Origin of the sequence: Mesorhizobium sp. M0954 (assembly GCF_040319155.1) — a bacterium.
Taxonomy (GTDB): domain Bacteria; phylum Pseudomonadota; class Alphaproteobacteria; order Rhizobiales; family Rhizobiaceae; genus Mesorhizobium.
This window is the reverse complement of sequence record NZ_JAMYNR010000040.1, coordinates 1-21,817: the sequence shown is the minus strand read 5'-3', so window position 1 is coordinate 21,817 and position 21,817 is coordinate 1. Positions and strand designations below refer to the sequence as shown.

The window sequence follows — 21,817 nt, the reverse complement described above, 5'->3', positions numbered from 1 at the left end:
ATCGAACCGAGAGAGCCCATGCCAAGACGGAAGCAAGCGAGACGAACGAGTGTGAGGGATATCCGGACGATCCTGCGCCTGACCCATGAACAGGGTCTTTCGGCGCGCGTGATGGCAGAGCGACTGAAGATCGGCAAGACCTCGGTTTCGACCTATTTACTGCGGGCGCGGGAGGCGGGGCTGTCGTGCTGGCCCCTGCCTGCTGGCTTTGACGACGATGCAGCGCTGGTGTGAAGACCTGGTGATGGGGTTCAAAAACATGGCTTGTGTAATGCCCGGCAACTCGGCGTTCAGCGGCTGGGACACTGGTGTCTGCTCGGCAGCGGCAGCTTTGATTTCCTGTCCCAAGTCGCTAAGCCGACGCCCCTCGGATGCATGAAGATCGAAACCAAACTGGTGTGCATCAACAATAACATACGTCATCCCGCCATAGCCAACGTCCACCATCAGTTCGCCAAAACCAGGTAGGTCAATGCTCCTGTTCAAGCAGTAAGCAGTAAGCGAAAGCAGGTTGATTGATGAACCGAACCGGACGACTTTTCCGTTTTCCATCCGAGGTATCACACTCGATCTCTATGAGGCCGGCAGGCGCCTCAAGTTTGAACCGGGTAACCGGGCCGGTGACCGGAACCATACCGGTGTTGAGCATTGTGGTTGCCGCGCTGATCGTGTTGCCGCCGGACCTTTCCGGGTATTCTTCTGCCTCGGCGATGATTTATGCAGCTACCGCTTCAGGATTTTCTGACGGCACAATCAAGTTGACGCTTTGGATCATTCTGCCACGGGCTCGCGAAGAAAGAATAGGCGTATGTCGTCGTGGTGGTCCCGGAGAAATTTCATTTTTTTAAAAGCGTGCCCTCTGGCAGTTCGGGCAGTCCAGAGATGACAACTTTCTCCACGTCTCCCTCGCAGTGGCAGTCGTACGCCTTAAAGCTGGCACTGATTTGACGTTTTGGGTAAGCCAACGCCTTAGACATAGCATAGTAACCTATACTTGCCGGATATGCGTGGCTTAGAAAATCGTCACCTTTGCGGAGCCAACCGCACGTGCTCAATTCGACCGGGAAGTCTGTAGTAACGACTTTCGGTTTATCGCTATCAGTGTCTAGCGTACCGTGGTTGGAGAAACCGTCCGAAGATGATGGTAGCCTCGCCCGTAAAACCGTCTATAAGGTACGGCCGATTGACAAATTTCTAGTACCTCGGCTGAACAGCACGAAGGCCTATAATCAAAAGGTTCTCCCGGGCGCCCGTGCCGCATTTGTCTACGAATAGCTGGCGACTGGTTCTCCTAGGACTTCCAGCCTTGGTGTGATACCCAGGCCAGGCGTATCCGGGGCCGTCACGCGACCCTCGATTATGTCAAAGGCTCCATCAGCCGTTGTTCGGGCGACCATGGCCCGAAGGTCAACCACGCAACGCAAATATTTTTCCGGAACCGTCTGGCCCATTTGCACAATTGCAGCGAATGCAATGTCCGATCCAATCGTTTCTTGGACACTCATTGTGTAACCGGCTGCGATTGCGATGTCACGGTGACGACGGCCTCTTGTCAGACCACCATTCTTGGAGATTTTGAGGCCAAATCCCTCTGCCGCATCGTCAGCGACCAATTGAACGATCGATGCGTCGCTCATAGCCAGTTCATCGAAAATCATAGGAACGCTGGAACGCCGGCGTAGCGAGAGGCATTCGCGCCACGTCGCGCACGGCGCCTCTAGCACAAAATCAAGGCCGTGCGGTAGCAAGCGTATCATACGAAGGGCCGTCTCGACTGTCATTCCACCGTTGGCATCGACAATGAAATATTCGCCGGGTTTTTTGTCAGCAAGCGACGCTCCGATGCGAGCCGCGTCCTCGGCTGGGTCTCCGCCGACCTTTACGGAATGGCCTCGATAACCCCTCGCACGATGCTCAGCTACGTTACGACGCATGTTTTCCGGATCATCCATGCGGATAGACGAGATGAGCGGCATTTTTAGGTCAGTCCGACCACCCAATAGTTCGCATATGGGAAGACCGACGGACTTTCCGAAAACGTCCCAACATGCGACGTCGATAGCTGTCTTGGCATGCTCATGACCAAGGAGCGCCGCTTCCATTGCATCGTTAATGCGGTCAACCCGCCTAGGATCGAGCCCGATAAGCCAGGGAGCAATTTCGGCGATCCCAGATCGCACACCCAGTGCGTGAGACGCGATGTAATTCGAGCCAAATGGTGTGCTTTCCCCCCATCCCTCAAGCCCAGTTTGTGTCTTAACACGCACCATGGTCGCGTCGAACGTCCCGTACTCACGACCTCCCGACAATAGATAGACGCCGCCCGAATACGGAAGGTCAACCTTGAACACGTCAATTTGAGCAATCTTCAAGTCTGACATTACGATCTCTTTCTAGTTAGGTATGACAAGGACCAGTTTCCCGGAGATACGTTTCGACAGAAAGTCTTTCTGGGCCCTGACGATATCCTTCAGCGGGTATGTGTTACCGACAAAAGGCCGAATCCCACCGTTTTCAATATAAGAAACCAGGTTAGTGAAAACTTCGTCGGGTTGAAACGTGCACCCAAAGAAAGTGAGATCTTTCAGATACAGCGTACGCACATCAAGCTCGACGATGGGCCCGGCGACAGCCCCCGCGACCGCGTATCGTCCGCCTTTCTTTAAAACGTCGAGGAGAGCTGCGAAGCCAGGTCCCGCAGCAACATCGATGACAACATCGGCGACCTCCTTGCCGAGATGTTTGACCAGATCTTCACCACGCGGCACGACGCGATGGGCGCCAAGTCCGCGCAATTGCTCGAGCTTGTTAGCCCCTGCAATCGCGGTGACAATAGCCCCACGGCGCTTCGCCAGCTGGATGGCAGCGGATCCGACCCCGCCTGAGGCGCCGGTGATTACCACATGCTCGTCTCGCTTCACTGCGGCACGATGCAACATGGCTTCTGCGGTTGAATAAGCGACTGGAACCGAAGCGAGCTCAACGTCGCTCCAATCGCATTCTACCTTATCGGTTTCGTGTGACGGAGCTTTGGTGTATTGGGCGAACGCGCCATCACACTCAGATCCAAACACCCAGCCCTCCATCGGCCTGAAATCTGCATACGAGCGAATGATGTTTCGCACTATGACGCGTTCACCGATCCGGCTGGCATCAACGCCGTCTCCGACGTCGACGATGCGGCCACAGCAGTCGCCCCCTTGAATTCGCGGAAAGGACATAGGAACACCGGACCACGTTGCGTCGGTGTCTTGCAAGGTTTCAAAGCCTTGCCTTGCGCCTGCCTCCGTAGCGCTGTTCACACCCTTCGAATACCACCCAATTCGTGTGTTGATGTCAGTGTTATTGATCCCGGCAGCGGCCACACGGATCAGAACCTCTCCCGGGCCTGGCGTCGGTACGGGAATATCCTGCCGGTATTCAAGCTTGTCGAAACCGCCGTGCCCTGTGAGCAATACCCCAGTCATCACATCTGGAATTTCAATCCCTGAGCCGCTCGAAGAGTTAGCGAAGGCGCTTTTCATCATAGTTTTACTCGAAGGTTTCGCGTGTCGACGCCGAAAACGCTAGAGCCGGGGAAGGGACATAACAACTGGATAAAAAGTCATGCATCGTGGGACTAAATGTTATCGAAGGTATGGGGTTCGGTAGGTCAGCCGTGCCGGGACCTAAGGTCCCCACCATTTTGGCGTTTTTCACCCTTGCCCGCTTGCAAGACCCAGGTCGGCATTCGCAGGGTCGAGGCGCCCCAATGCGAGTCTTGAACCCGCTAACCTGCCTCGCTGCCAGGTCGCATTTCCGCGAGAACCCACACAGCTTCTTACTGATGCGACAGCTGCACCGGTTAGAGATGCGACACTTCCCTCATGCCTTGGTCACCTTGTCGCAAAATGAGCTGCATCGTCCCGCCAGCTGAGCGTCGTCCAGGCGGCGGAGTTCCTTCATCTCAGCCGCAGTCAGGTTCGCCGGCTGTTGCAGGCCTCTGACCAGGACGGCGCCGGCGGCCTAGCGTCGAAGAAGCGCGGCCGGCCAAGCAAGCGACGCCAGCCAAGCAATCGACGCCATAAACGATGATTTCCGCAACAGCGCGCTGGACTTGGTCCGCGGCCGCTTGGGGGACTTCGGCCCGACCGCCGGGAGCGCAAAACGAAGCTTCACCAGCCACGGGGCCGGCGCCACTAGCCTCGGCGAGTTGGTGCAGATCGATGGCTCGCATCATTGGTGGTTCGAGAACCGCGGTCCAAAAGCGCCCTGCTCGTCTATATCGATGATGCCACCGGGAAGCTGCTGCACCGCTGCACCTGGGTTTGATTCCGTTTTGGCGCGCGACGCGGTCATGCCGCTGATGCGCGGGTGACCTTGATGGCGAGTGATTGGAGGGACTTGACGTCTATGGATGTGTCGCTAACCTGCTCCGGCAAGATAGTCTGGCCAGCTTCAATGACGCGTTTGCCGACCATATAGGACCGCGGGTCGTTCATCGCGTCTAGCGCAAGCAGTTGGGCCCGACGGTAATACCACACAGACCGCGAATTCCCGTCCCCTTCACGCACTACGATCCGATCATGCCCGGCATTGAGACCGGCGATCTGGAGCTTGACGTCGTATTGATCTGACCAGAACCACGGCCGCGCCTCGTATGGACCAGATGCACCGACCATGTTCTGAGCAACGAGTTCGCCATGATCTATCGCGTGTCCGACACTCTCTAGCCTGATGCGGCCTCCACCAAGGGAGAAGGAAGCGCATTCTCCCGCCGCCCAGATGCTTGGGTCGGAAGTGCGACCGAAGGCGTCTGTCACGACGCCATTGTCGATGACAAGACCCGCATCGGAAGCAAGCTGCGTTCTTGGCGCGATGCCGATACCCACGATCACGAAATCGACCTCTAGCTCGCTTGCGTCGGATAGCCGCGCGCCGGAAACGCGCCCCACACCTGTCAATCGGTCGAGACCAATGTTTTCTCTGATCGCAACTCCGTGCCCGGTGTGCAGTTCCCGGAAGAAGTCGGACGTGGCGAGGGCAGCTACCCGCTGCAGGATGCGCGGCGCCATTTCGATCAGGGTGACCTTGAGCCCTAATTTTGCGCCTACGGCGGCGGCTTCCAGACCGATATAGCCGCCCCCGACGATGAGCAATTTGCGGCCGGCGCGGAATTCCACCGCCATCGCGTCCACATCGGCCAGCGTTCGGATCGTGTACACTCCATCCAATTGGCCACCCACTGCTGCGGGCAGCCTTCGAGCGCTGGACCCTGTCGCCAGGACGAGTTGGTCATATCGAACGCTCTCTTCGCCCAACTTTACCGTTTTGGTCTCACGGTCGATTGCCATGACGGGCGCGCCGAGCTTTAGGTCGATAGCGTTATCTTTCCAGAACGACGGGGCTCGGAGAAAAAGGCGTTCGAGACTGGTTTCGCCGAGTAGATATCCTTTGGACAAGGGAGGGCGTTGATAGGGTGCCATAGGTTCGTCGCCGATCATCGTAATCGGACCCGAAAAGCCGAGCGCCCGTGCCCTCGCCGCAACAGAGGCTCCCGCTTGGCCTGCGCCTATGATGACAATGCCTGACATTTACTCTTCCCCTGTGGCTGAGATGGACCGACCGATCCTGAACCAGACCGTCACGTCGGTACTCGTCTCAGGCCTGTCTCTCCGGCATGTGCAGCACTAATCCTTCCAGAGCCTCGCTGACCCTAATCTGGCACGTCAGACGCGAGCGGGCAGGGTCCGGCTCGTGGGCGAAGTCCAGCATGTCTTTCTCCATCGGCTGTTTGGCCGGGAGCTTCCCGACCCATGCAGGGTCGATGTAGGCGTGACAGGTCGCGCAAGAACAGGCGCCTCCGCAGTCTGCCTCGATGCCGGGAATGCCGTTGTCCCGTGCCCCCTCCATGACGGTCGCCCCTTGAGGGACGTCAACGACATGCGCGCGGCCGTTGTGTTCAACGTAGGTGATCTGGATCATGATGACCTCCTATGGGTCGTCTATGAGTACGGACGTACAGGTTGCTTGGAATTCCTTCCTGCAGGAACCAACAGTGTTCGTCAGCTCGCCCGAAAGGAATTAGGAGGGCCGCAAGACTTGGCCCAGGCTGTGGCTCACTTCTTGCGCATCTCCTTGGTCCGAATGCGTGTTCGGGCAGTTGCTTCTTCCGACCCGTCGTGGAAGGTGCCAAACCACTTGTCGCAAGGCACTTCTGGTTCGCCATAGTTGCATTCGAAGTAGCGGTGATGCAGCTGGTGAAAGAAGTCGCCAACCTTCAGGCCTGCGTCACTGTGTTCCCCTGCCGTAATCGACTCATATCCAGCATGCGAGCTGACGGCCAACAGTACCTTAGACTGAAGGTGGAAGATAAAATGGATTGGATGGGACGCGAGGACGAAGTGGATCACAACTGACGTCAAATAGGTAAGGTGCTCGATGGGATGCATCGACATGCCCGACCACGGGCCAACGTTGACATTCCGATGATGCAGCGAATGGACGTGGTTGTAGATTGGGCCCCAATGAAGCAGGCGGTGAATCCAGTAGAAGTGGAACACCCCATAGAGCGGCAGAAACACAAACCAGAGGACGAACCAGATCGGATGAGTCGTGAAGTCTAGCATCGGCATGTAGCCGTTGGCATAGCACCAGAGGCCTATGACTTCATACCCTGTCCAGATCGTTACGCCGCTCGCGATTGACCAGAACACGTTGTCGAGGAACTGGCTACTGAAGGTAAATAGCGCGTTCTTCTTATGAAACGGACGGGCGTCATATCGCAGACGGTTACCCTGCATCTTGAACGTATAAAGGTAGAGATGCATTCCGCCAGCGAGGAGCACTATCAGAGCAAGATTGCGCAGATAGACCGCAGCTATCCAATCGATGCTGAATGTACGGGCAGTTTCCAACGTTGGTGAAAGATAATACCAGGTCAGGAAGGACACGCCGAGCACGATCAGTCTGTCTGAAATCGGCAGCCACGAATTCCAGAGAAGCTTGAGCCCCTCGAGTGGGCCGCGCTTGAGGTTGAAGAGGGATCGATCCTGAAGCGGTAGGCCTGGATGGTAGTTCCAGGTCGATTTTCCAGGGATAGTGACCTCAGGCTTCGTCGCATCGTGTGTCATGTGTGTCATCCTTTGCTTTGCGCGCCCAGGGGGGCCGTTTCGCCAAGCCGAGTCCGAAACGCATCCAGCTCGTTGGGTTTCATGGAGATTGTGACGTCGCGATAGGGGAATGAGCCATCGCGCACGGCGGAGTGGAACGCGCTCAGAGCCTCCACCCTTTCGCGTTCCATCTGTTCCTGAAGCCGCAGCACATTGCCGTACGCGAAAGCGTGACGCGGAGGATTCCTCGTCTCACCACAGATATCTTCCGAAAACAGGAACGTGACGTCCCCGCCAGAGCCGGAGCCAATCGAAAAAGTGATTAGACTGGTTTGCTTGTTAATCGCTTCGAGCACCTCCTGGGGCACCAACTCGACCTCGACAGCGAACGCGCCTGCAGCCTCCATCGCACGGAATCTTTCGACAAGCTTCATTGCTTCATCGGCCTTGGTGCCGTAGGCACGCAATCCGCCGATCCATGTGCTGTAGGGCGGAATGAGCCCGGCATGGCCCATAACCGGAAAGTCAAGATCGGCAAGCATCTTGATGGTATCGAGGCTACGGCTCGTGTAAAGCGCGTCGGCCCCCTCATCCATCGCCCGCATTGCTCCTTCGAGCACGTCCTTTTCCGTTGGATGGTCCACGAGCATAAGGGCGGCGGTCACGAATGTAGTGGGCGCTCCATCCCGCACCTCTTTCAGCATTTGCGAACGCGTCATCAGGGTATCGATGCCGGCGGCGGCAGCTCGCGCCGCCTGTTCGCGGTTTGTGGCTGTCACCTCGGTCAGCTTTACTTTGCCTTTGTTGGCGCGCAAGTCTGCGACCGTCCAGTTTCTTTGGGCTGGCCGATGACCAAATGTGAATATGTTGCGCATTACGTCATCTTCCTCGCAGCAGCTCTAGCCGCCGCAGCATCTCTCATCGAATGAACGATGTCGGTGCAAGCTTCAGAAATCAAATGAAAGTTGGGCTGCTCTTGCATTCTACCAGAGAATGCAAGAGCAGCCTTTATGGCTCAACAAGGTCCCGTTTTCACGGCAATGTTGGGAGGAACCATGTGCTGTGCCAAGAGATTTTTGGCTAAGCGCCTCATGCAGGGTTGTCGAGCCGGGCAGCATTCATACACCCGGATGACGTTCCGGCTGACCATCAACGATTAAGAAATGCAGAGAACCGCCGGATGCTTAATCGCCGGGCAGGCTCCGCGAAAAGCTTTTGATAGGCCCGCCATAACGGCGGGTCAGCCATTCCTCGAACCGCTCTATCGGAAAATCCGGAGGTCGATTGGAAGGCCAAGCTATGTGATACTTATCCTCCGTTTGTAGGGACTCGGAAAGTGGCGTCACCAGACGCCCTGTCTCAAGCAGTTCGCCAAGCACCCGGAGGTATCCGAGGGCCACGCCTTGACCTGCGAGGCACGCCTGGATCATGTTGTAGTAGTTATTGAATCCCATGGTTCGGTGGTTAGTGGGTGGCTCTAAGGAAAACTCGCGCAGCCATTGACGCCAGCCCACCCACGATGGGTGTTGAGCCTGCATGTAGAGAAGTTCGCAGGTCGGCAGGTCGGTCACTTTTTGGAGCGGGCCGTGCGTTTCCAGGAACTCAGGAGAGCAAACCGGCGTCATGATGTCAGGAAACAATGGTCGTATTGTAAGGCCCGGAAAATCAGGCTTGCCGAATGTGAACGTTAAATCCACCTGCCCGGTTGGCTCGATTCCTTGAGGATCGGCGGTCAAGACGAAGATCTCTCCGCCGCCAAAACACTCCCTGAGCTCGGCCACCCGGGGCAACAGCATGAATGTAGCATTGGCGGTAGAAGTCGAGAGTACAATCTGTTGCCTCGACCGATCCTGGATCAAGTCCTCAAGGGCGTCAATGACCTGAGATGCCGCCGCAGAATAAGCAAGCAAGAGCCGATGGCCCGCAGGCGTCAACGAAATTTGCTTGTGCACTCGGGCGAAAAGCGGCTGCCCCAGCCTGCTTTCGAGCTCCATGATCTGTTTGCTGACCGAACTCTGTGACAAGCCCACTTCTTCGCCCGCCAACGTAAAGCTTTCGCGACGGGCAGCTGCTTCGAAGGTCGGCAACAGTCTTTGGATGTTCCGGTAAATCGTCTTTGATCGCATCGCCCTGTCGTGCCACAGCAATTTGAGTTCATTTGCTTCTGTAGGCCATCCTCAGATGACCGACAACGTTGGCCCACAGCGGCGGTTTGATTGCAACGGCTATAGGAGCGCAGAGGCCCGACGCAAGGTCAACCAGCCGGCGAGGATTCGATCGGCTCGGCCGGGGGACGAATTTGGATTGAAAGTGTCACTGGTCGCGTGATCCATCGTGATGCCGCTCTCGGCCATCTTCTCCTCAAGATCGCGCAGGCTTAGATTGTAGGCCAGCTATCAGCGCACGCAATGCAGGACAACATTGCAACCCCTAGGTTGCGCTGCAATCCAGGTAAGCCGTTAGTGTTGAGCGCCAACGCTAGAACGCCTGGCGCTCATTGGGTCTTCAACGGGACCCTCGATGAGTTTTCGCAAGCTGTTTAGGAATAGCTTGCAACGGGATCGCCCAGGAAATCGAGACGAGGTGTAATTCCCAAGCCAGGCAGATCTGGTGCGACGATGCGCCCGTCGATGACATCATAAGGGCCGTCGGCGGTTTTCCCAGATAACACGCCGCGGCTTTCAAGCACACAGCGAAGGTACCTCTCCGGAATGGTTTGTCCCATATGCACAATGGCAGCAAATGCTATATCTGAACCGGCGGTCTCTTGAACGCTCATTGTGTAACCGGCCGCAATACAGATATCGCGGTGGCGGCGCCCTTTAGTGAGCCCACCATTTTTAGAGATCTTCAAACCTATTCCTTCTGCGGCATCGTCAGCAATCAGTTGAACGATCGAAGTGTCGCTTATTGCCAACTCGTCGAAGAATATCGGTATATTGGTCCGTCTGCGCAGAGATACGCACTCCCGCCACGTCGCGCATGGTGCCTCAAGTACGAAGTCAAGCCCATGCGGGAGAAGCCGCAGCATTCGTAGCGCAGTTTCAACCGTTAGCCCTCCATTCGCATCAACAATAAAGAATTCTCCGGGCTTTTTATCTGCGAGAGCAGCCGCGATTCTGGCCGCGTCCTCAGCCGGCTCGCCGCCCACCTTCACAGAGTGCCCTAGATAACTCATTGCACGATGCTCAGCTACGCTACGACGCATGTTTTCCGGTTCATCCATGTGGATAGACGAGATGACCGGCATTTTTACGTTAGTGCGGCCGCCCAACAACTCGCATATGGGGAGCCCGACCGATTTTCCAAAGAGATCCCAGCAAGCCACATCAATAGCTGTCTTCGCATGTTCGTGGCCTAAAAGGACTGCATCCATCGCATCATACGTGCGGTCAACACGTCGTGGGTCAAGGCCAATCAGATGAGGTGCAATTTCTGCGATGCCGGACCTAACGCCAAGCGCGTGGGAAGCGATATAGTTAGAGCCCCAGGGAGTGCTTTCGCCCCAACCTTCGAGTCCGCTATGTGTCGTGATCCGAACGATTGTTGCATCAAAGACGCTGTACTCACGCCCACCTGACAAATAATAAATTCCGTCGTATAGGAGATCTACCTTGAAAACATCGATGCGCTTGATGGTGCAGTCGGACATAGTAATTTCCTTTCCAAGGGCACATCCGGACGATTTTTGCCGCTCACCGTTTTGCATGTGAAATCCTGTTAAGCTTTGACCATTTCTTTCGACGCGTAGGTTTTTCCTGAATGTATCTCGCCCACTCGACGTCTCTTATGATATTTTCGAAGACGATGTCGTCTTGAACCTGCACCCTAAGAAACTTAAGTCCTTACAATGCGGGGACATCCAATTCGACTGTAGGTCCCGCGATCACGCCGGCAACGGCGTATCTCCCCCCTTTTTCAGTGTCGGACCAGCGTTGACTTTCCGCTTCCTGACAGCCCCATGACACAGAAAATCGCGCGCCGGCTTCCGACCTTAGCGCTGGCGACGGCTGCCACGCAGGCATGTTTCTCAAGGAGTGGGGCCTTCGAAAGTTCGTCGCGTTGGACACTCGCAAGGTCGAACTTCGAACTCGTCGCGAAGACCTTCCAAACATCCTTGAATTCAGTGGCATGCGCTTTCAAGCGTACGCTCCACGATTGAGACGTGCCGCCCGGCAGCGTAAAGCCTACCGGGCGAGCATGCTTTTCGTGGTCCAGCGGCTACTTAGCTGCCTGCTTTGCTTGAGCTATCCAGTTATTCCACTGATCGAGGTGAGCTTCTTTCCAAGCCTCGGCATGACCGCGGATACCATCGTCGGACTTCTCACCTTTGTAAATAAGAAGATTTTCGGCGTCGACATCCTCGATGGGGATTGTGACTAGCTGGAACCACTTGTTTGCAGCGGGGTTTTTCTTAAGGAAGTCGTTGTTGGCAAACACGTGATGGTCATTCACGGAAAATCCTAGGTTCCCAATGCCTGGAACCATCGTGTTCGCACCAGCCTGTTCGTCGGGCAACGCCGTGAACGGGACCGTCAGCCACACAACCTCTTTGCCGTGGCGAAGAACGCCGTTTATCCACACTGGGGTCCAGGTGTAGTATAAGGTTGGTTTACCGGACTGAATTCGCTGGATGGCGTCAGCGATCAAAGCGAAATACGAGCCCTGCTTGTGCGTGACGGTAGCCCGAAGGCCATATGCATCAAGGTTGCGTTCAATGATGCGTTCGCATCCCCAGCCCGCCTCACAGCCATAGAGGTCTGCTTTACCATCTCCATCCACATCGAACAGTTTGGCGATCTTGGGGTCCTTCAACTGATCAATCGTCTTGATGCCATACTTGTCGGCTGTGGCCTTGTCGATGTTGTATCCTTGGGTTGAGTCCTTTACGAGTGTTCCGACCCGATGAGCCTTGGCATCGCCGCCAGCCTTCTCAGCAAATGCGGTATGCAAGGGATACCAGTGCGGCGAAAAGTAATCCGCATCACCGTTTGCCACCGCTATATGGGCAACTGGAACCTGGGTTTGGGCGGCCTCGGCCACGGTATAGCCCAAATCTTTGAGACCCAGTTCTACCACGTCATTTTCGAATGCTTCTTCTGCGACGCCTTGATTGACGGGCCTAACGGTCACGCCTTTTCCCGGTAGGTCCTCGGCAGCCACGTATCCAGGAGACATGGCCAAAGTGCCAAGCACTGTCACGGCGGCGGCAAGCCGCCGAAAGCCCCATTGTATTTTAAGCCGATCGCTCATAATCGCTCCCATTGTTGTTATCTAGACACGCGTTGCCGGCCATTTTTCAATCCTTCGCGTCCCGCCGGAGGGCCTTTGAAGGTCTTTATAACACCTGTGAAGAGCGCAGCTGGACTCCGCTTGTGCCAGGCTACGTGGGCAAAGTGTCTGCTCTTCGCCATGGCGGATTGGGTAAGGCCTGGGCCCTCAGCCCGAGGGTATTCCCTCTTTACGTTTTTCAAACGCTAGCGGCGGGGGGGCTGCGAGACAACGGTATAAAAAGTCATGTGCCGCAGGACTAAATGTTATCAGGCGCATGTCAGGCCTTGATGCCACCTGGTGTCGCGCTGTGTGGAGCTGGTGTCGCCCTGCTGTCTTCCCCAGCCGACGTTGGCCGACCGGGTTGAGATCTGCGACCTGTGTCATCAGCATTGCGGAAGACCTGGACGTCGTCCCGCCCAAGTGCAGTATCCGGAATGACCAAATGATGTTTTCCGTTGTCGGTGAGCACGGTGTGGATCGGATCTGTTGCAACCTTTTGATTACCAGCGCTGTGGCAAGGAGCCTTTGATCATTTTCGGAGGGTTACAATGTTCAACGGCCGTCAGTTCGACCAGTCCATGATCCTGCTTTGCATGCGCTGGTACTGGCCTACAATCTGAGCCTGCGCGATCTTGAGGAGATGATGGCCAAGCGCGGCATCATGGTCACACGACCATTCACCGCTGGACCGTTCGTTTCTCGCCCTTGTTGCTCGAGCGCTTCAACCGGCGCAAGCGTAGCGTGACCGTCAAAGCGCATGTCGACAAGACCTACATCAAGGTCCGCGGCCAGTGGATGTATTTCTATCGCGCCATCGACATGTCGGTGACACAGTCGAGTTTTGGTTCAGCGAGCGGGGCGGCCTGCCGGCGGCCAAGGGCTTCGTCAGAAAGGCGCTGGAGCGTCATGGCCGACCGGATCGCGTCGTCATCGACGGGAGCCAGACCAACCAGGAGACGATCGTTTCCTGCGACACCAGAAATCGCTTGCAGGATCGCGCCCGGCGCCGGCTGAAGCCGATCCGCATCCGCAAGAGCCAGTATTTGAACAATCGGATCGAGCAGGACCTGGCGCATCAAGCGCCGAGTCCGGCCGATGCTCGGCTTCAAATCGACGGCCAGCGCCTCCACCATCCTTTCCGGCATCGAAATGATTCACATGATGCGCAACCGACAGGCGAGGTACGCCTTCAATCCGAATCCGTCCCTGGCCGAGCAGTTCCAAATCCGCGCCGCCTGATTGACCTCGCATCAGGCCTCTGCGCCCCTATTCAGCCGTTGCAATAAAACCAGTTCCGATATTATCATCAATTTAAATGAATGCGTTTCATGGGCTATTAATATGCCGAAGATAATAGTCTCGCCCGGAAGTGATTTGAATCATGCCGATATAGCAGGAAATTCGGGCGGCGGGAATATCTTTGGCGATGTGCGCTGCCATGTCTTATTGACATTTAAATTCGGCATAATTGCTTAATGCAGCTCATCTCAGTGTCGCCTGTGGCAAGCCACACACGCATGCCTTCTGTCGGGATCATCGCGGGATTTCTAGCCCTGATCTGGCACTGAACTGTCATCCGGCGGCGATTAGAGTCCGGGCCGTTTCTGCTACGCCACTTGGTGCGGTTAAGCAACCGGCGGAGGCGCAGAGCCTTCCATCATCACAGCGTCTGAGCCGGTGCGGTGATGTCCTTGGCATATGCCGTCGCGGTCTGTTAGCCGAAAGAGGAATGGGCCTTGCGGTGTTGAAGTCCTCCCGCCATTCGGCGATGGCGCTGCGGGCGGGGTTGAGGCCGAAGAACAGGCTCTCGTTCAACAGCTCGTCGCGCATGCGACCGTTGAAGGTTTCGACCTAACCGTCCTGCATCGGCTTGCCCGGCGCGACGATGTGATGCCATTCGATCCCGTGATCCTTCGATCATGCGAGGATGGCGTTCGACGTGAACTCCGTGTCGTGGTCGGAGACAATCATGCGTGGCTTGCCGCGCTGGGCGATCAATTCCGTCACTGACGAGCAACCCGACGGCCGGAGTTCGAGGTGTCCGGAATCGCGGCGAAACATTTGCGCGTCACGTCGTCGACAATGTTGAGCACACGGAAGCGCCGCCTTTGCCGACTGCAACGTCGATATTGCCGGCGCAAAGCCATTGCAGAAAGCGGCAGGCGTCCCGGCCTTGGACAAAGTGCTTGCCGAATGAACTCTGGTCGAACGGCACCGCATCGGCGCCCGCCGCACGGCCCTCTTCAGCGGTGTGCTTGAACCAGTTGGGTTCCTCATACGAATGGATGTTCTCGGAGGACTAGCCTTCTCCGGCGAACCAGATCGGACCTTCCCAGCCCATACCCTCACCGAAACTTGCGCCAAGTCTCGTCCAACGATCATGGAGGGCGCTCTTGCGGACCCCGCGCGAGGTCCGGCTGATGACTCGGCCAATGCATCTTATGGTGCAGGCTGGGCACCTCCGCCGTGCGATCGTGCAGATAGCGCTTGTTGATCTGAACGGGGGTGGGAACCGGGCCACGTCGACGAAGCTGATATCCATCTGCGGCGACTTGGCGACGATCCATTCGGCCAACGCCCTCCCAGCTCCGGCACCGTACTCGATACCTTCGGAGTTGTAGCCAGCCGAAACAAAGAGGTTTTTCAGACCCGGTACCTCGCCGATCATGAACAACAGGTCAGGCGTAAAGCTCTCGGGTCTATTGAAAAACTTCGCAATTCCGGCATTGGCAAGCTCGGGCACGATCTCGATGGCCTTCGTCATCGGCAGCTCGAAATGGTCCCAATCCTCCCAGAGTTCGATAAAAGCCGTGTTCGGTAGGCGCTCCATCGCGACGGGCTTGCCCCAGGGCTCGAAGGCGCCGATCAGGAGCTTGCCTGCGTCTTCCTTAAGGTACACATGGGCGTCGGTATCGCGCAGGACTGGGAGCTTGGGCCGGATGAAGTCCATCGGTTCGGTGACCACGTAGAAATGCTCGGCGGCGTACAGAGGGACGCGTGCGCCTAACCGCGCTGCCAGGTCACGTGTCCAGAGCCCGCAGGCCAGAACCAAGGTTTCCGCCTCAATGACCCCATGGTCGGTCTGGAGCTGGTAAAGGCCTTCCGGCGTCCGCCAAAGGTCTTTTACCTCTTGGTTCTCGAAAATGCGGACCCCATTCTGCTTGGCACCCGCCGCCAGACGCCATGCAGGTGTCGATCGGGTTTGTCTGCCCATCCCGGGGGATGAACACTGCGCCCTCGATCATCGAAGCGTCAATTGCAGGATAAAGCGTTGACGGCAGTAAACGGCTGAAAGTCGGGGATCCGCTGCTTGGAGACACCGACATCGGGCCGATGATTTCCGCCGTATAAGAGCGGAAGAACGCGTCGCGGAAGCGATTTCTGCAGGTGCGACCCTGCTTTATGGTCATCAGCGGACAGGAAGCCTCTGCTATCTGACCATCCTCGCGGACATTACCGGAATACCAAGTTCCTGCTCGAAGCGTGCAAGGTGAGGAACAACCGGCATCGACGTGCATGACAGGAAAAGCGCATCAGCAGCTGATGGTTTGACAAGCGCCTTGGCGGCGCTGAGGATCTCCTCCACGCTAGCTCGCAAACCTCGACATCGGTCTTGCAGTCGAAGACTCCATCCGCAACGACATGGATTCCGGCTCCGGCCAGGAAGGGCAAGAACTTCTGGTGGAAGTCAAATCCGTACGGGGTGAGCAATGCTATACGTTTCGCGTTGACGTGCTTGAGTGCTTCGATCATCGCGATTCCAGGGACGTATACTTGACATCTGGGCAGGCCCGCTCGAGCTCACGGAGCAGCGTCGGTATGCCGAGCGCGACCGGCCTGCTGGTGCAGCTGTACGCCAACACGTCGAAGCGGTTGCTGGGAGGAAGCGTATTGGCGATTTCTGTAAACGAGGTCGGCGTGGTGAAGCCGCCACCCGCATGGCTGTACGCTGTTCTGGTCGTATAGACCGCGACATCTGCCGGCATCAGCAGTTGGAAGGCGCCTTCACCCACTTCGTCGGAATTCAAAAGGATGAAGCCGATCCGGGCGCTTACCGCCGCCGGGACAGTTTTCGGCGAAAACACGACGGTAGATGTCTGAGCCTCCATTTTAACCCTCTGTCCGGTCAATCCACGGCGGGCGTTTCGCAAGCAGTCTACGACTTGCACCGCGCAGGCAGGGCGTTTCGGGGGATCGCTTCGCGGCCGAACTGCATTATCGCGGCGGATAAGCGTGTGCGGCTTTCCGATCAGTCTGTAGGGATTACGCTTCCGCGTTTGTAGACCTGCAGGCAGACGCTCGTGTTAATACGTTTGATATTCGGGTTCATCTCCACCATCACTTGCCGGCTTGTAGGTGCAAACGGACTGGTTGTCAGTCCAGGAACGTCGGCCCCCCGTTACCCGCATCACCCTTCCGACCTGCCGTGCCCATTACCCCGGCGGATCGAACGGGTGCACATGTCGATTGCTTCCCCGCTCACGCGGCCTTCCCTGAAATTCAGGCGGGTCGGCATCCACATTATCACTTTCGAGGCCTGCTCAGGCTTCACTCAGTTACGGCCCATCGGATTGCTTAACCGCCCAAGGCGGCCTTTGTCAGGAGGCTTCGACCCGGCCAGTTACCCGACCGAGCCGCTCGTCAGCTACCAGACCAATCGACTACTATCTGGGTGGAAGCTTCCTCCACTGGTGATACGCGCCATCGGGGCGCAATGCATAAGACGGGCTAAAGATGACGCCGATGTCCCGGACCCGACAAGCGCGCGGACATTCCAGCGGGGATGCGGGCAGCTTTTCGCTCTCGTTAAGCGCGCGCAACCTCATTCCACGAGTGGCACGCCGATTGCATTTGATTAGGAGGCAGATGCAACATGGAGATAGACCTATGAAACTCGCTTCCGGGTACAAGGCTTTTTGGGATGCCGCCCACGAGAACTACCCCGATCAGATGAAGCCCGACGGACTTCTTGATCAGGCGTGGCGAAAGTTCATTCCTGACTGGCTGGGAATGTTTGACACCATTAGCAACGTCCTAAATGCTGATGATTCTGGCCGCTTTGCAAAGCCATCCGATCGAACATGGATGTCATCTATCTTTCCATGGAGTGCTGACAAGCGCACAAAAATTGGAGCCTTAGCCAGAACTTATAAAGGGCTGATACTTCTGAAGACTCCTTTTGATCTCGCTCTGTATCCACGGCTAATTTGGGAACTTCAGCCGAGGACAATTATAGAGCTCGGCTCATATCAAGGCGGCAGCGGACTGTGGTTTGCTGACAATATGTCGGTGCTATGTGATAACCAAGGTGAAGTACACTCATTTGATTTGTACACCAAGTGTGTCCATGATAACGCAAAAAAGCATCCACTGCTTACGTTTCATCAAATCGATCTTTCTGATGCCGCCAACTTCGAAGAGAATTTGCTGATGAGGCTCCCTCATCCTTGGCTTGTGATCGACGACGCGCACGTGCAAATATTTTCTATATTTTCGTACTTGAACAAATTTATGAAACCAGGCGACTACTATGTAATTGAGGATAATCCTTTCCAAGTAAACAGAGAGATTATCGATGGATTTCAGATGATAGAGGAATCTGGTTTCTTAGTCGATACTTATTACACCGATGCGTTCGGGATTAATGTCACTTGTGCTCCAAATGCATGGCTTCGAAAGTCGTAACCTTGGCTCTGATATAGAGCTTCGTTGGGCTCGCAACGCAGGCAGCGCCAGTTCGGCCGGGACTTGCGAGCCCATCGACGGTGCGATCCACGGAGATAGCGCCGTCTAGAGCACGTCCTGTGATCGATGAAGCACCTGCTCGACATAGGCCAGGAACACGTTGACATTCATGGCGCTGTCGTAAACGAAGGGCGCAGCCATGCCCGTCAGCCGCAGCGCTCCGGTGAAGGTCGTGGTCTTCCAGTGGCCATGAGGCACGCCGGCCCGGCAGCGCTCGCCGCGCGGCGCTCTTCCACGCAGGCGGGCCATCTTTGTGGAGAGGCCGGGGTGAGTAGGCCGGAGGAATTTCACCTACCGGCCTCTCGCAGAACGGCGCGTGAACCTCTCGATTCACACCGCTCCCATCAGGCAAACGTATTCGTTCCGAATAGCCGCCTGTGAACGAACAGCCTATATCGGCACGGCATCTCAAGCGGGGACGACGCTAGACGGCCCTGCTGGCCGGAACTTGCGCCTCGATGACGTTGAGGAAGCGGATGAACTCCTGATGGTGATGCCGCTGCATGTTCTTGCCGATGACGGTGCCGTCGAGCACGAGGGCGGCAAACAGGGTGGTTGTGCCATTCCGCTTGTAGTCGCGGTCATGGTGCCGAGCCTCCCCCTTCTTCATGGGCAGGCTGGGCTGGGTGCGGTCGAGCGCCTCTCGTCGACCGACAGCTCGATGGCGTGAGCCGGCGGATCGACATAGAGGCCGTCGCGCAGTTTGTCGACGAACTGCGGATCGTTCGAGAGCTTGAACTGGCGCCAGCGGTTGGGCTCAGCCCGTGCGCCTTCCACATGCGACGCACAGCGCTTGCGCTGATGCCAGCCGCTTGCGCCAGCCTTCCAGTCACGGAGTATATTCCAGAGACAAAGCTGGGGTTCGCGCGGTTTCGCTAACATTAACCGCAGGGTCCGCGAATACTCGTGCGGGCGCCGCAGCCCAGAGAAATACTCCCCTCATGCTGATCATCTCGTTCCATCCCGGGCTAATCGCTCCGCTTCCCACGCCCGAAATCATCGCGTTGGCGCAGCGGCACAAATGGAAGCCGTGGCGCTGCGCTTGCTTGAAAGGTACGGCGCGGATCTCGTGTGCCACATTTCAAGCAATGCGCCGGTATCAGCGTGACTCTCCGAGGCGTTGTAGCCCGCCGCGCTATACGCGCGACGAATTGCTTCTGGGAGAGTTCTTCCAAGGCACCACGTGCCGAGTGGTCGCCATAGTTTGCTCACGCTTCAGAAAGCCGAACACCTACTGCAACTCTCGCGCGCGTCCGGCGCCATTCCCCTTTTCCCAGACTGATTCGAAGTTGCGCAGCATCATTTCTGCGACGCTGAAGGTATGCTTCCCTTGCCGCGAAGTCAGGCGAGCGTCGATGTTGGGATAGATAAAGAAGGGAAGGGAAATTCGTTCGGCCGGACCATTGTGCGCGACCTGATGCGGCGTACTCTTGAACCGGTCGTCGCTCAAGGCCTGAAGCATGTCGCCTAGATTGACCACCAGACTGTCGGGTAGACTCGGCACCGGCGTCCAGCGCCCGCGGAACCACACCTGCAAAGGGAGCGTGGGGAGTTCCTCCTGCAGCAGCAGCGTGAAGAAGCCACCGTCGGTATGCTTTCCGGCCGTGCCGCCAGTCGATGGATACCGGATCACGCGTTGCAGTACCGTCGGCGAGCTGAAATGGCGTTGGAACCAGCCCTTTCCCATATCGAGCAGGTCGGCCAGCGCGCCCCCCAGCTGCGGCACAACCTCGTTGAGCACTGTAGCTTGCAATGCAAGTAGGCTTCGAGCGAAACCAGGAGCCAACGCGTCATCCGGAAGGCGCGTGATTCCGGCAAACGGACGCCGGTCGCCCTCTTTCTCGATTCCGAGGTCGAACATTTCCTTTGGATCGGTGCCGGCCTCAGGATGTAGCATTTCACCGTGCAACGGAATGTATCCACGGGCGGTAGCGGGGTACACGTCTTGAGAGGCGTGACCGTAGCGTTCCTTCGTAGCCTGCGGCAACGCGAAGAAACGCCGGGAAGCGTCGATCGCTTCTGCGATCTGTTCTTTCGGAATTCCGTGCTCAAGGTAGAAGAACCCGTACTCCTCGCAGGCCATGCGTAAACGCTGTTGCTCTTCAAGTCGCGTTGCATCGGATGACAGTTTCGCCAGTGATATTTGCGGTAGCGTGGTCATAGTCGCTTCTCCTTTGGTGCTTTGCCCTTATGGGGCTCCTGGAAACCTGGCAGTCCACATTCTTGATCGCGATGTATCAGTCGTCGTCTAGACACTGTGCTGGCAAGGCACGGTCGCATTTTGGAGACGGCTCATCTCGTCATCAAAGGATGCGGCCTCCCCATAGCTCTTAATACTACCCTGATAAATTCCGCTCGGGCGCGTGACGCGAGCCAGTTCGAGCAGCCAATCCGGCCGGACATGCCCGAGCGTGAAGACACCGCCGCAGACCGTGTTGTGATAGTTCGCCCTGGTGTATTTGGAGCGGTTCATCAAGGTCGACATTGCCTCGGACCTGTCGACAAACGTGGGTTTGTCGGACATTTCTGGCCATCTCTCGTAACTGCTGCTCCTATTAGCTTGAAGTAAGCATGAGCCTCATTTTACAAGAAAAGCCATGGCTTTCTTGGATACAATTTTATCTTGCCACCATATAACTTTCTAACATTTACCATACTTTCGACCAGTTACAACACAGAATAATGTTAATACTATTATATCATTGCTACAGTTTTTTTACGCCGCTTTAATAGCCGTTGCAAGCAAGTCGTAATCCCTCGAACTCAAGAAGGTGACGTTAGAGGAACTTTCCTGTAGATCCTGGACGATACGCCGAAGATCGGCCTCAACTCGTTCGAATTTACGCTGACCGTGCGATCTGAACTCACAAACGGGAGCCGCATTATTACAGTTGCCGCGTGATTTCCTCTTTCGAGGGGAGCGCAGAACGGAAGGCAATCGCAGTTTTGGGACATGCCGAAAGCGTGCGTCATCAAGGGTTCCTGTCCCTGTCGTCCAGACGCAATCGAAAAATCCGCATCGGCACGGACCGCCGCGCCGACTTGCCGCACAGTTCTATGATGCAAGGCGCGATACGTTCTGAGGCGGTCTTGAGAACCGCGCGGCCAGTGGCCATCGAGGCTGTTAGGACGATACCGCCAATGTATCTAATCATCTGGGACTGAAGTTCATTTCATTATAGAGTTGTGCTCGCGACTGAAGGTTTCGCCGCTGGTGTTGAGTGCGGATGAGTGGGCCTATCTTGAGCGTTAGGTTCGCCGGCGTCGTGTGGCGCGGTCGATGTTTGAACGATGCCGGATCATTCTGCGGTGCGCAAATGGCCTTCCCAGCAATTCGGTGGCAGCCGAGCTCGGCGTTCATGAGCATACCGTCGGCAAGTGGCGGTGGGCGCTTTTTGAAGGAGCGCGTTAACGGCCTGCTGGATGAAGCGCGCCCTGGCAGGCCGCGCACGAGGGACTGTCAGGAATTCTGTGCGCGAGGCCGATTTCGTCATTGGCTGACGAACCTCTCGCCGAAGACGACGGCGAACTGGGTCTTGGCCTCGAACCAGTGTCCCCGGGTGCGGACGGCGCGGCGCAGCTTAGAGTTCAGCGCCTCGATAGCGTTCGTAACCGGTATGATCATGACGGTGCCATCCGATCCCCGCTGGAGATGAGCGATTTTCGGCGTATGGTGCGACCATCCGGGACAGGGGCACCGGGAGCAC

The 21,817-nt window shown here is 56.6% G+C and carries 18 protein-coding genes and 8 pseudogenes; 6 read left to right on the top strand and 20 right to left on the bottom strand.

The window, feature by feature from the left end; all coding sequences use genetic code 11:
- Positions 1–18: 18 nt before the first annotated feature.
- A pseudogene (locus NKH93_RS31120) lies at positions 19–228 on the top strand (IS21 family transposase); the annotation flags it as partial.
- Here NKH93_RS31120 and NKH93_RS31115 read toward each other — a convergent pair.
- Together NKH93_RS31115 and NKH93_RS31110 are read right to left on the bottom strand one after the other, a co-directional pair.
- Positions 157–552, bottom strand: a complete 396-nt coding sequence (locus NKH93_RS31115) for a proline racemase family protein (protein WP_352974943.1) — start codon at positions 550–552, stop codon at positions 157–159. The pseudogene NKH93_RS31120 and the gene NKH93_RS31115 overlap by 72 nt on opposite strands.
- Entirely contained in the window at positions 470–667 is a 198-nt protein-coding gene (locus tag NKH93_RS31110; protein ID WP_352974974.1) for a proline racemase family protein, read from the bottom strand. The genes NKH93_RS31115 and NKH93_RS31110 overlap by 83 nt, the downstream gene beginning before the upstream one ends.
- On the opposite strand from NKH93_RS31110, the gene NKH93_RS31105 reads away from it, so the two are divergent.
- Positions 600–848: a hypothetical protein gene (locus tag NKH93_RS31105; protein WP_352974941.1), complete on the top strand. Its 249-nt coding sequence runs from the start codon at positions 600–602 to the stop codon at positions 846–848. The two genes, NKH93_RS31110 and NKH93_RS31105, sit on opposite strands and share 68 nt — an antisense overlap.
- 417 nt (positions 849–1,265) lie before the next feature.
- Here the strand turns inward: NKH93_RS31105 and NKH93_RS31100 are convergent, their stop codons facing one another.
- Positions 1,266–2,381, bottom strand: coding sequence for a mandelate racemase/muconate lactonizing enzyme family protein (locus tag NKH93_RS31100; RefSeq protein WP_352974940.1), 1,116 nt, complete (start codon positions 2,379–2,381; stop codon positions 1,266–1,268).
- 12 nt (positions 2,382–2,393) lie between these two features.
- The gene (locus tag NKH93_RS31095) at positions 2,394–3,524 is read right to left on the bottom strand and encodes an alcohol dehydrogenase family protein (protein ID WP_502896528.1); all 1,131 of its coding nucleotides are present in this window, start codon (positions 3,522–3,524) and stop codon (positions 2,394–2,396) included.
- Between the two features lie 326 nt (positions 3,525–3,850).
- Here NKH93_RS31095 and NKH93_RS31090 point away from each other — a divergent pair.
- A pseudogene (locus NKH93_RS31090) lies at positions 3,851–4,293 on the top strand (helix-turn-helix domain-containing protein); the annotation flags it as partial.
- 41 nt (positions 4,294–4,334) lie between these two features.
- Here the strand turns inward: NKH93_RS31090 and NKH93_RS31085 are convergent.
- The 7 genes from NKH93_RS31085 to proX all read right to left on the bottom strand — a co-directional run bounded on the left by NKH93_RS31085 (position 4,335) and on the right by proX (position 12,344).
- On the bottom strand, positions 4,335–5,573 hold the full coding sequence (locus NKH93_RS31085) for an NAD(P)/FAD-dependent oxidoreductase (protein ID WP_352974938.1): 1,239 nt from the start codon (positions 5,571–5,573) through the stop codon (positions 4,335–4,337).
- A gap of 67 nt (positions 5,574–5,640) precedes the next feature.
- The gene (locus tag NKH93_RS31080) at positions 5,641–5,964 is read right to left on the bottom strand and encodes a 2Fe-2S iron-sulfur cluster-binding protein (protein ID WP_352974936.1); all 324 of its coding nucleotides are present in this window, start codon (positions 5,962–5,964) and stop codon (positions 5,641–5,643) included.
- A gap of 134 nt (positions 5,965–6,098) precedes the next feature.
- Positions 6,099–7,112 (bottom strand): sterol desaturase family protein, encoded by a 1,014-nt coding sequence (locus NKH93_RS31075; RefSeq protein WP_352974935.1) that lies wholly within the window; start codon positions 7,110–7,112, stop codon positions 6,099–6,101.
- A 5-nt stretch (positions 7,113–7,117) separates the two neighbouring features.
- Positions 7,118–7,966, bottom strand: a complete 849-nt coding sequence (locus NKH93_RS31070; RefSeq protein WP_352974934.1) for a 3-methyl-2-oxobutanoate hydroxymethyltransferase — start codon at positions 7,964–7,966, stop codon at positions 7,118–7,120.
- Between the two features lie 309 nt (positions 7,967–8,275).
- Complete coding sequence (locus NKH93_RS31065; protein ID WP_352974933.1) at positions 8,276–9,217, bottom strand: LysR substrate-binding domain-containing protein; 942 nt, start codon at positions 9,215–9,217, stop codon at positions 8,276–8,278.
- Positions 9,218–9,630: 413 nt separating this feature from the next.
- A complete protein-coding gene (locus NKH93_RS31055) occupies positions 9,631–10,743 on the bottom strand; it encodes a mandelate racemase/muconate lactonizing enzyme family protein (RefSeq protein WP_352974932.1) in 1,113 nt (370 codons plus the stop codon).
- A 569-nt stretch (positions 10,744–11,312) separates the two neighbouring features.
- Positions 11,313–12,344: a glycine betaine/L-proline ABC transporter substrate-binding protein ProX gene (gene proX, locus NKH93_RS31050; RefSeq protein WP_352974931.1), complete on the bottom strand. Its 1,032-nt coding sequence runs from the start codon at positions 12,342–12,344 to the stop codon at positions 11,313–11,315.
- A gap of 569 nt (positions 12,345–12,913) precedes the next feature.
- Between proX and NKH93_RS31045 the strand changes: the two are divergent.
- A pseudogene (locus NKH93_RS31045) lies at positions 12,914–13,604 on the top strand (IS6 family transposase).
- A gap of 492 nt (positions 13,605–14,096) precedes the next feature.
- Here the strand turns inward: NKH93_RS31045 and NKH93_RS31040 are convergent.
- The 4 genes and pseudogenes from NKH93_RS31040 to NKH93_RS31025 all read right to left on the bottom strand — a co-directional run.
- A pseudogene (locus NKH93_RS31040) lies at positions 14,097–14,470 on the bottom strand (integrase core domain-containing protein); the annotation flags it as partial.
- Positions 14,434–14,652, bottom strand: coding sequence for a hypothetical protein (locus NKH93_RS31035; protein ID WP_352974973.1), 219 nt, complete (start codon positions 14,650–14,652; stop codon positions 14,434–14,436). The pseudogene NKH93_RS31040 and the gene NKH93_RS31035, both read right to left, overlap by 37 nt.
- 12 nt (positions 14,653–14,664) lie before the next feature.
- A complete protein-coding gene (locus tag NKH93_RS31030) occupies positions 14,665–15,579 on the bottom strand; it encodes an NAD(P)/FAD-dependent oxidoreductase (RefSeq protein WP_352974930.1) in 915 nt (304 codons plus the stop codon).
- Positions 15,580–16,114: 535 nt separating this feature from the next.
- Positions 16,115–16,474, bottom strand: a complete 360-nt coding sequence (locus tag NKH93_RS31025) for a hypothetical protein (protein WP_352974929.1) — start codon at positions 16,472–16,474, stop codon at positions 16,115–16,117.
- 778 nt (positions 16,475–17,252) lie between these two features.
- Between NKH93_RS31025 and NKH93_RS31020 the strand changes: the two genes are divergently transcribed.
- A complete protein-coding gene (locus tag NKH93_RS31020) occupies positions 17,253–18,050 on the top strand; it encodes a CmcI family methyltransferase (protein WP_352974928.1) in 798 nt (265 codons plus the stop codon).
- Positions 18,051–18,179: 129 nt separating this feature from the next.
- Here NKH93_RS31020 and NKH93_RS31015 read toward each other — a convergent pair.
- The 4 genes and pseudogenes from NKH93_RS31015 to NKH93_RS31000 form a co-directional block, all read right to left on the bottom strand.
- Positions 18,180–18,374: pseudogene (locus tag NKH93_RS31015) on the bottom strand (IS630 family transposase); the annotation flags it as partial.
- 163 nt (positions 18,375–18,537) lie between these two features.
- Positions 18,538–18,931 (bottom strand): annotated as a pseudogene (locus NKH93_RS31010) (transposase); the annotation flags it as partial.
- 410 nt (positions 18,932–19,341) lie between these two features.
- Positions 19,342–20,271 (bottom strand): 2-oxoglutarate and iron-dependent oxygenase domain-containing protein, encoded by a 930-nt coding sequence (locus NKH93_RS31005; protein WP_352974927.1) that lies wholly within the window; start codon positions 20,269–20,271, stop codon positions 19,342–19,344.
- A gap of 87 nt (positions 20,272–20,358) precedes the next feature.
- Positions 20,359–20,634, bottom strand: a complete 276-nt coding sequence (locus NKH93_RS31000) for a hypothetical protein (protein WP_352974926.1) — start codon at positions 20,632–20,634, stop codon at positions 20,359–20,361.
- A 651-nt stretch (positions 20,635–21,285) separates the two neighbouring features.
- On the opposite strand from NKH93_RS31000, the pseudogene NKH93_RS30995 reads away from it, so the two are divergent.
- Positions 21,286–21,568, top strand: a pseudogene (locus NKH93_RS30995) (helix-turn-helix domain-containing protein); the annotation flags it as partial.
- A 32-nt stretch (positions 21,569–21,600) separates the two neighbouring features.
- Here the strand turns inward: NKH93_RS30995 and NKH93_RS34415 are convergent.
- A pseudogene (locus NKH93_RS34415) lies at positions 21,601–21,817 on the bottom strand (hypothetical protein); the annotation flags it as partial.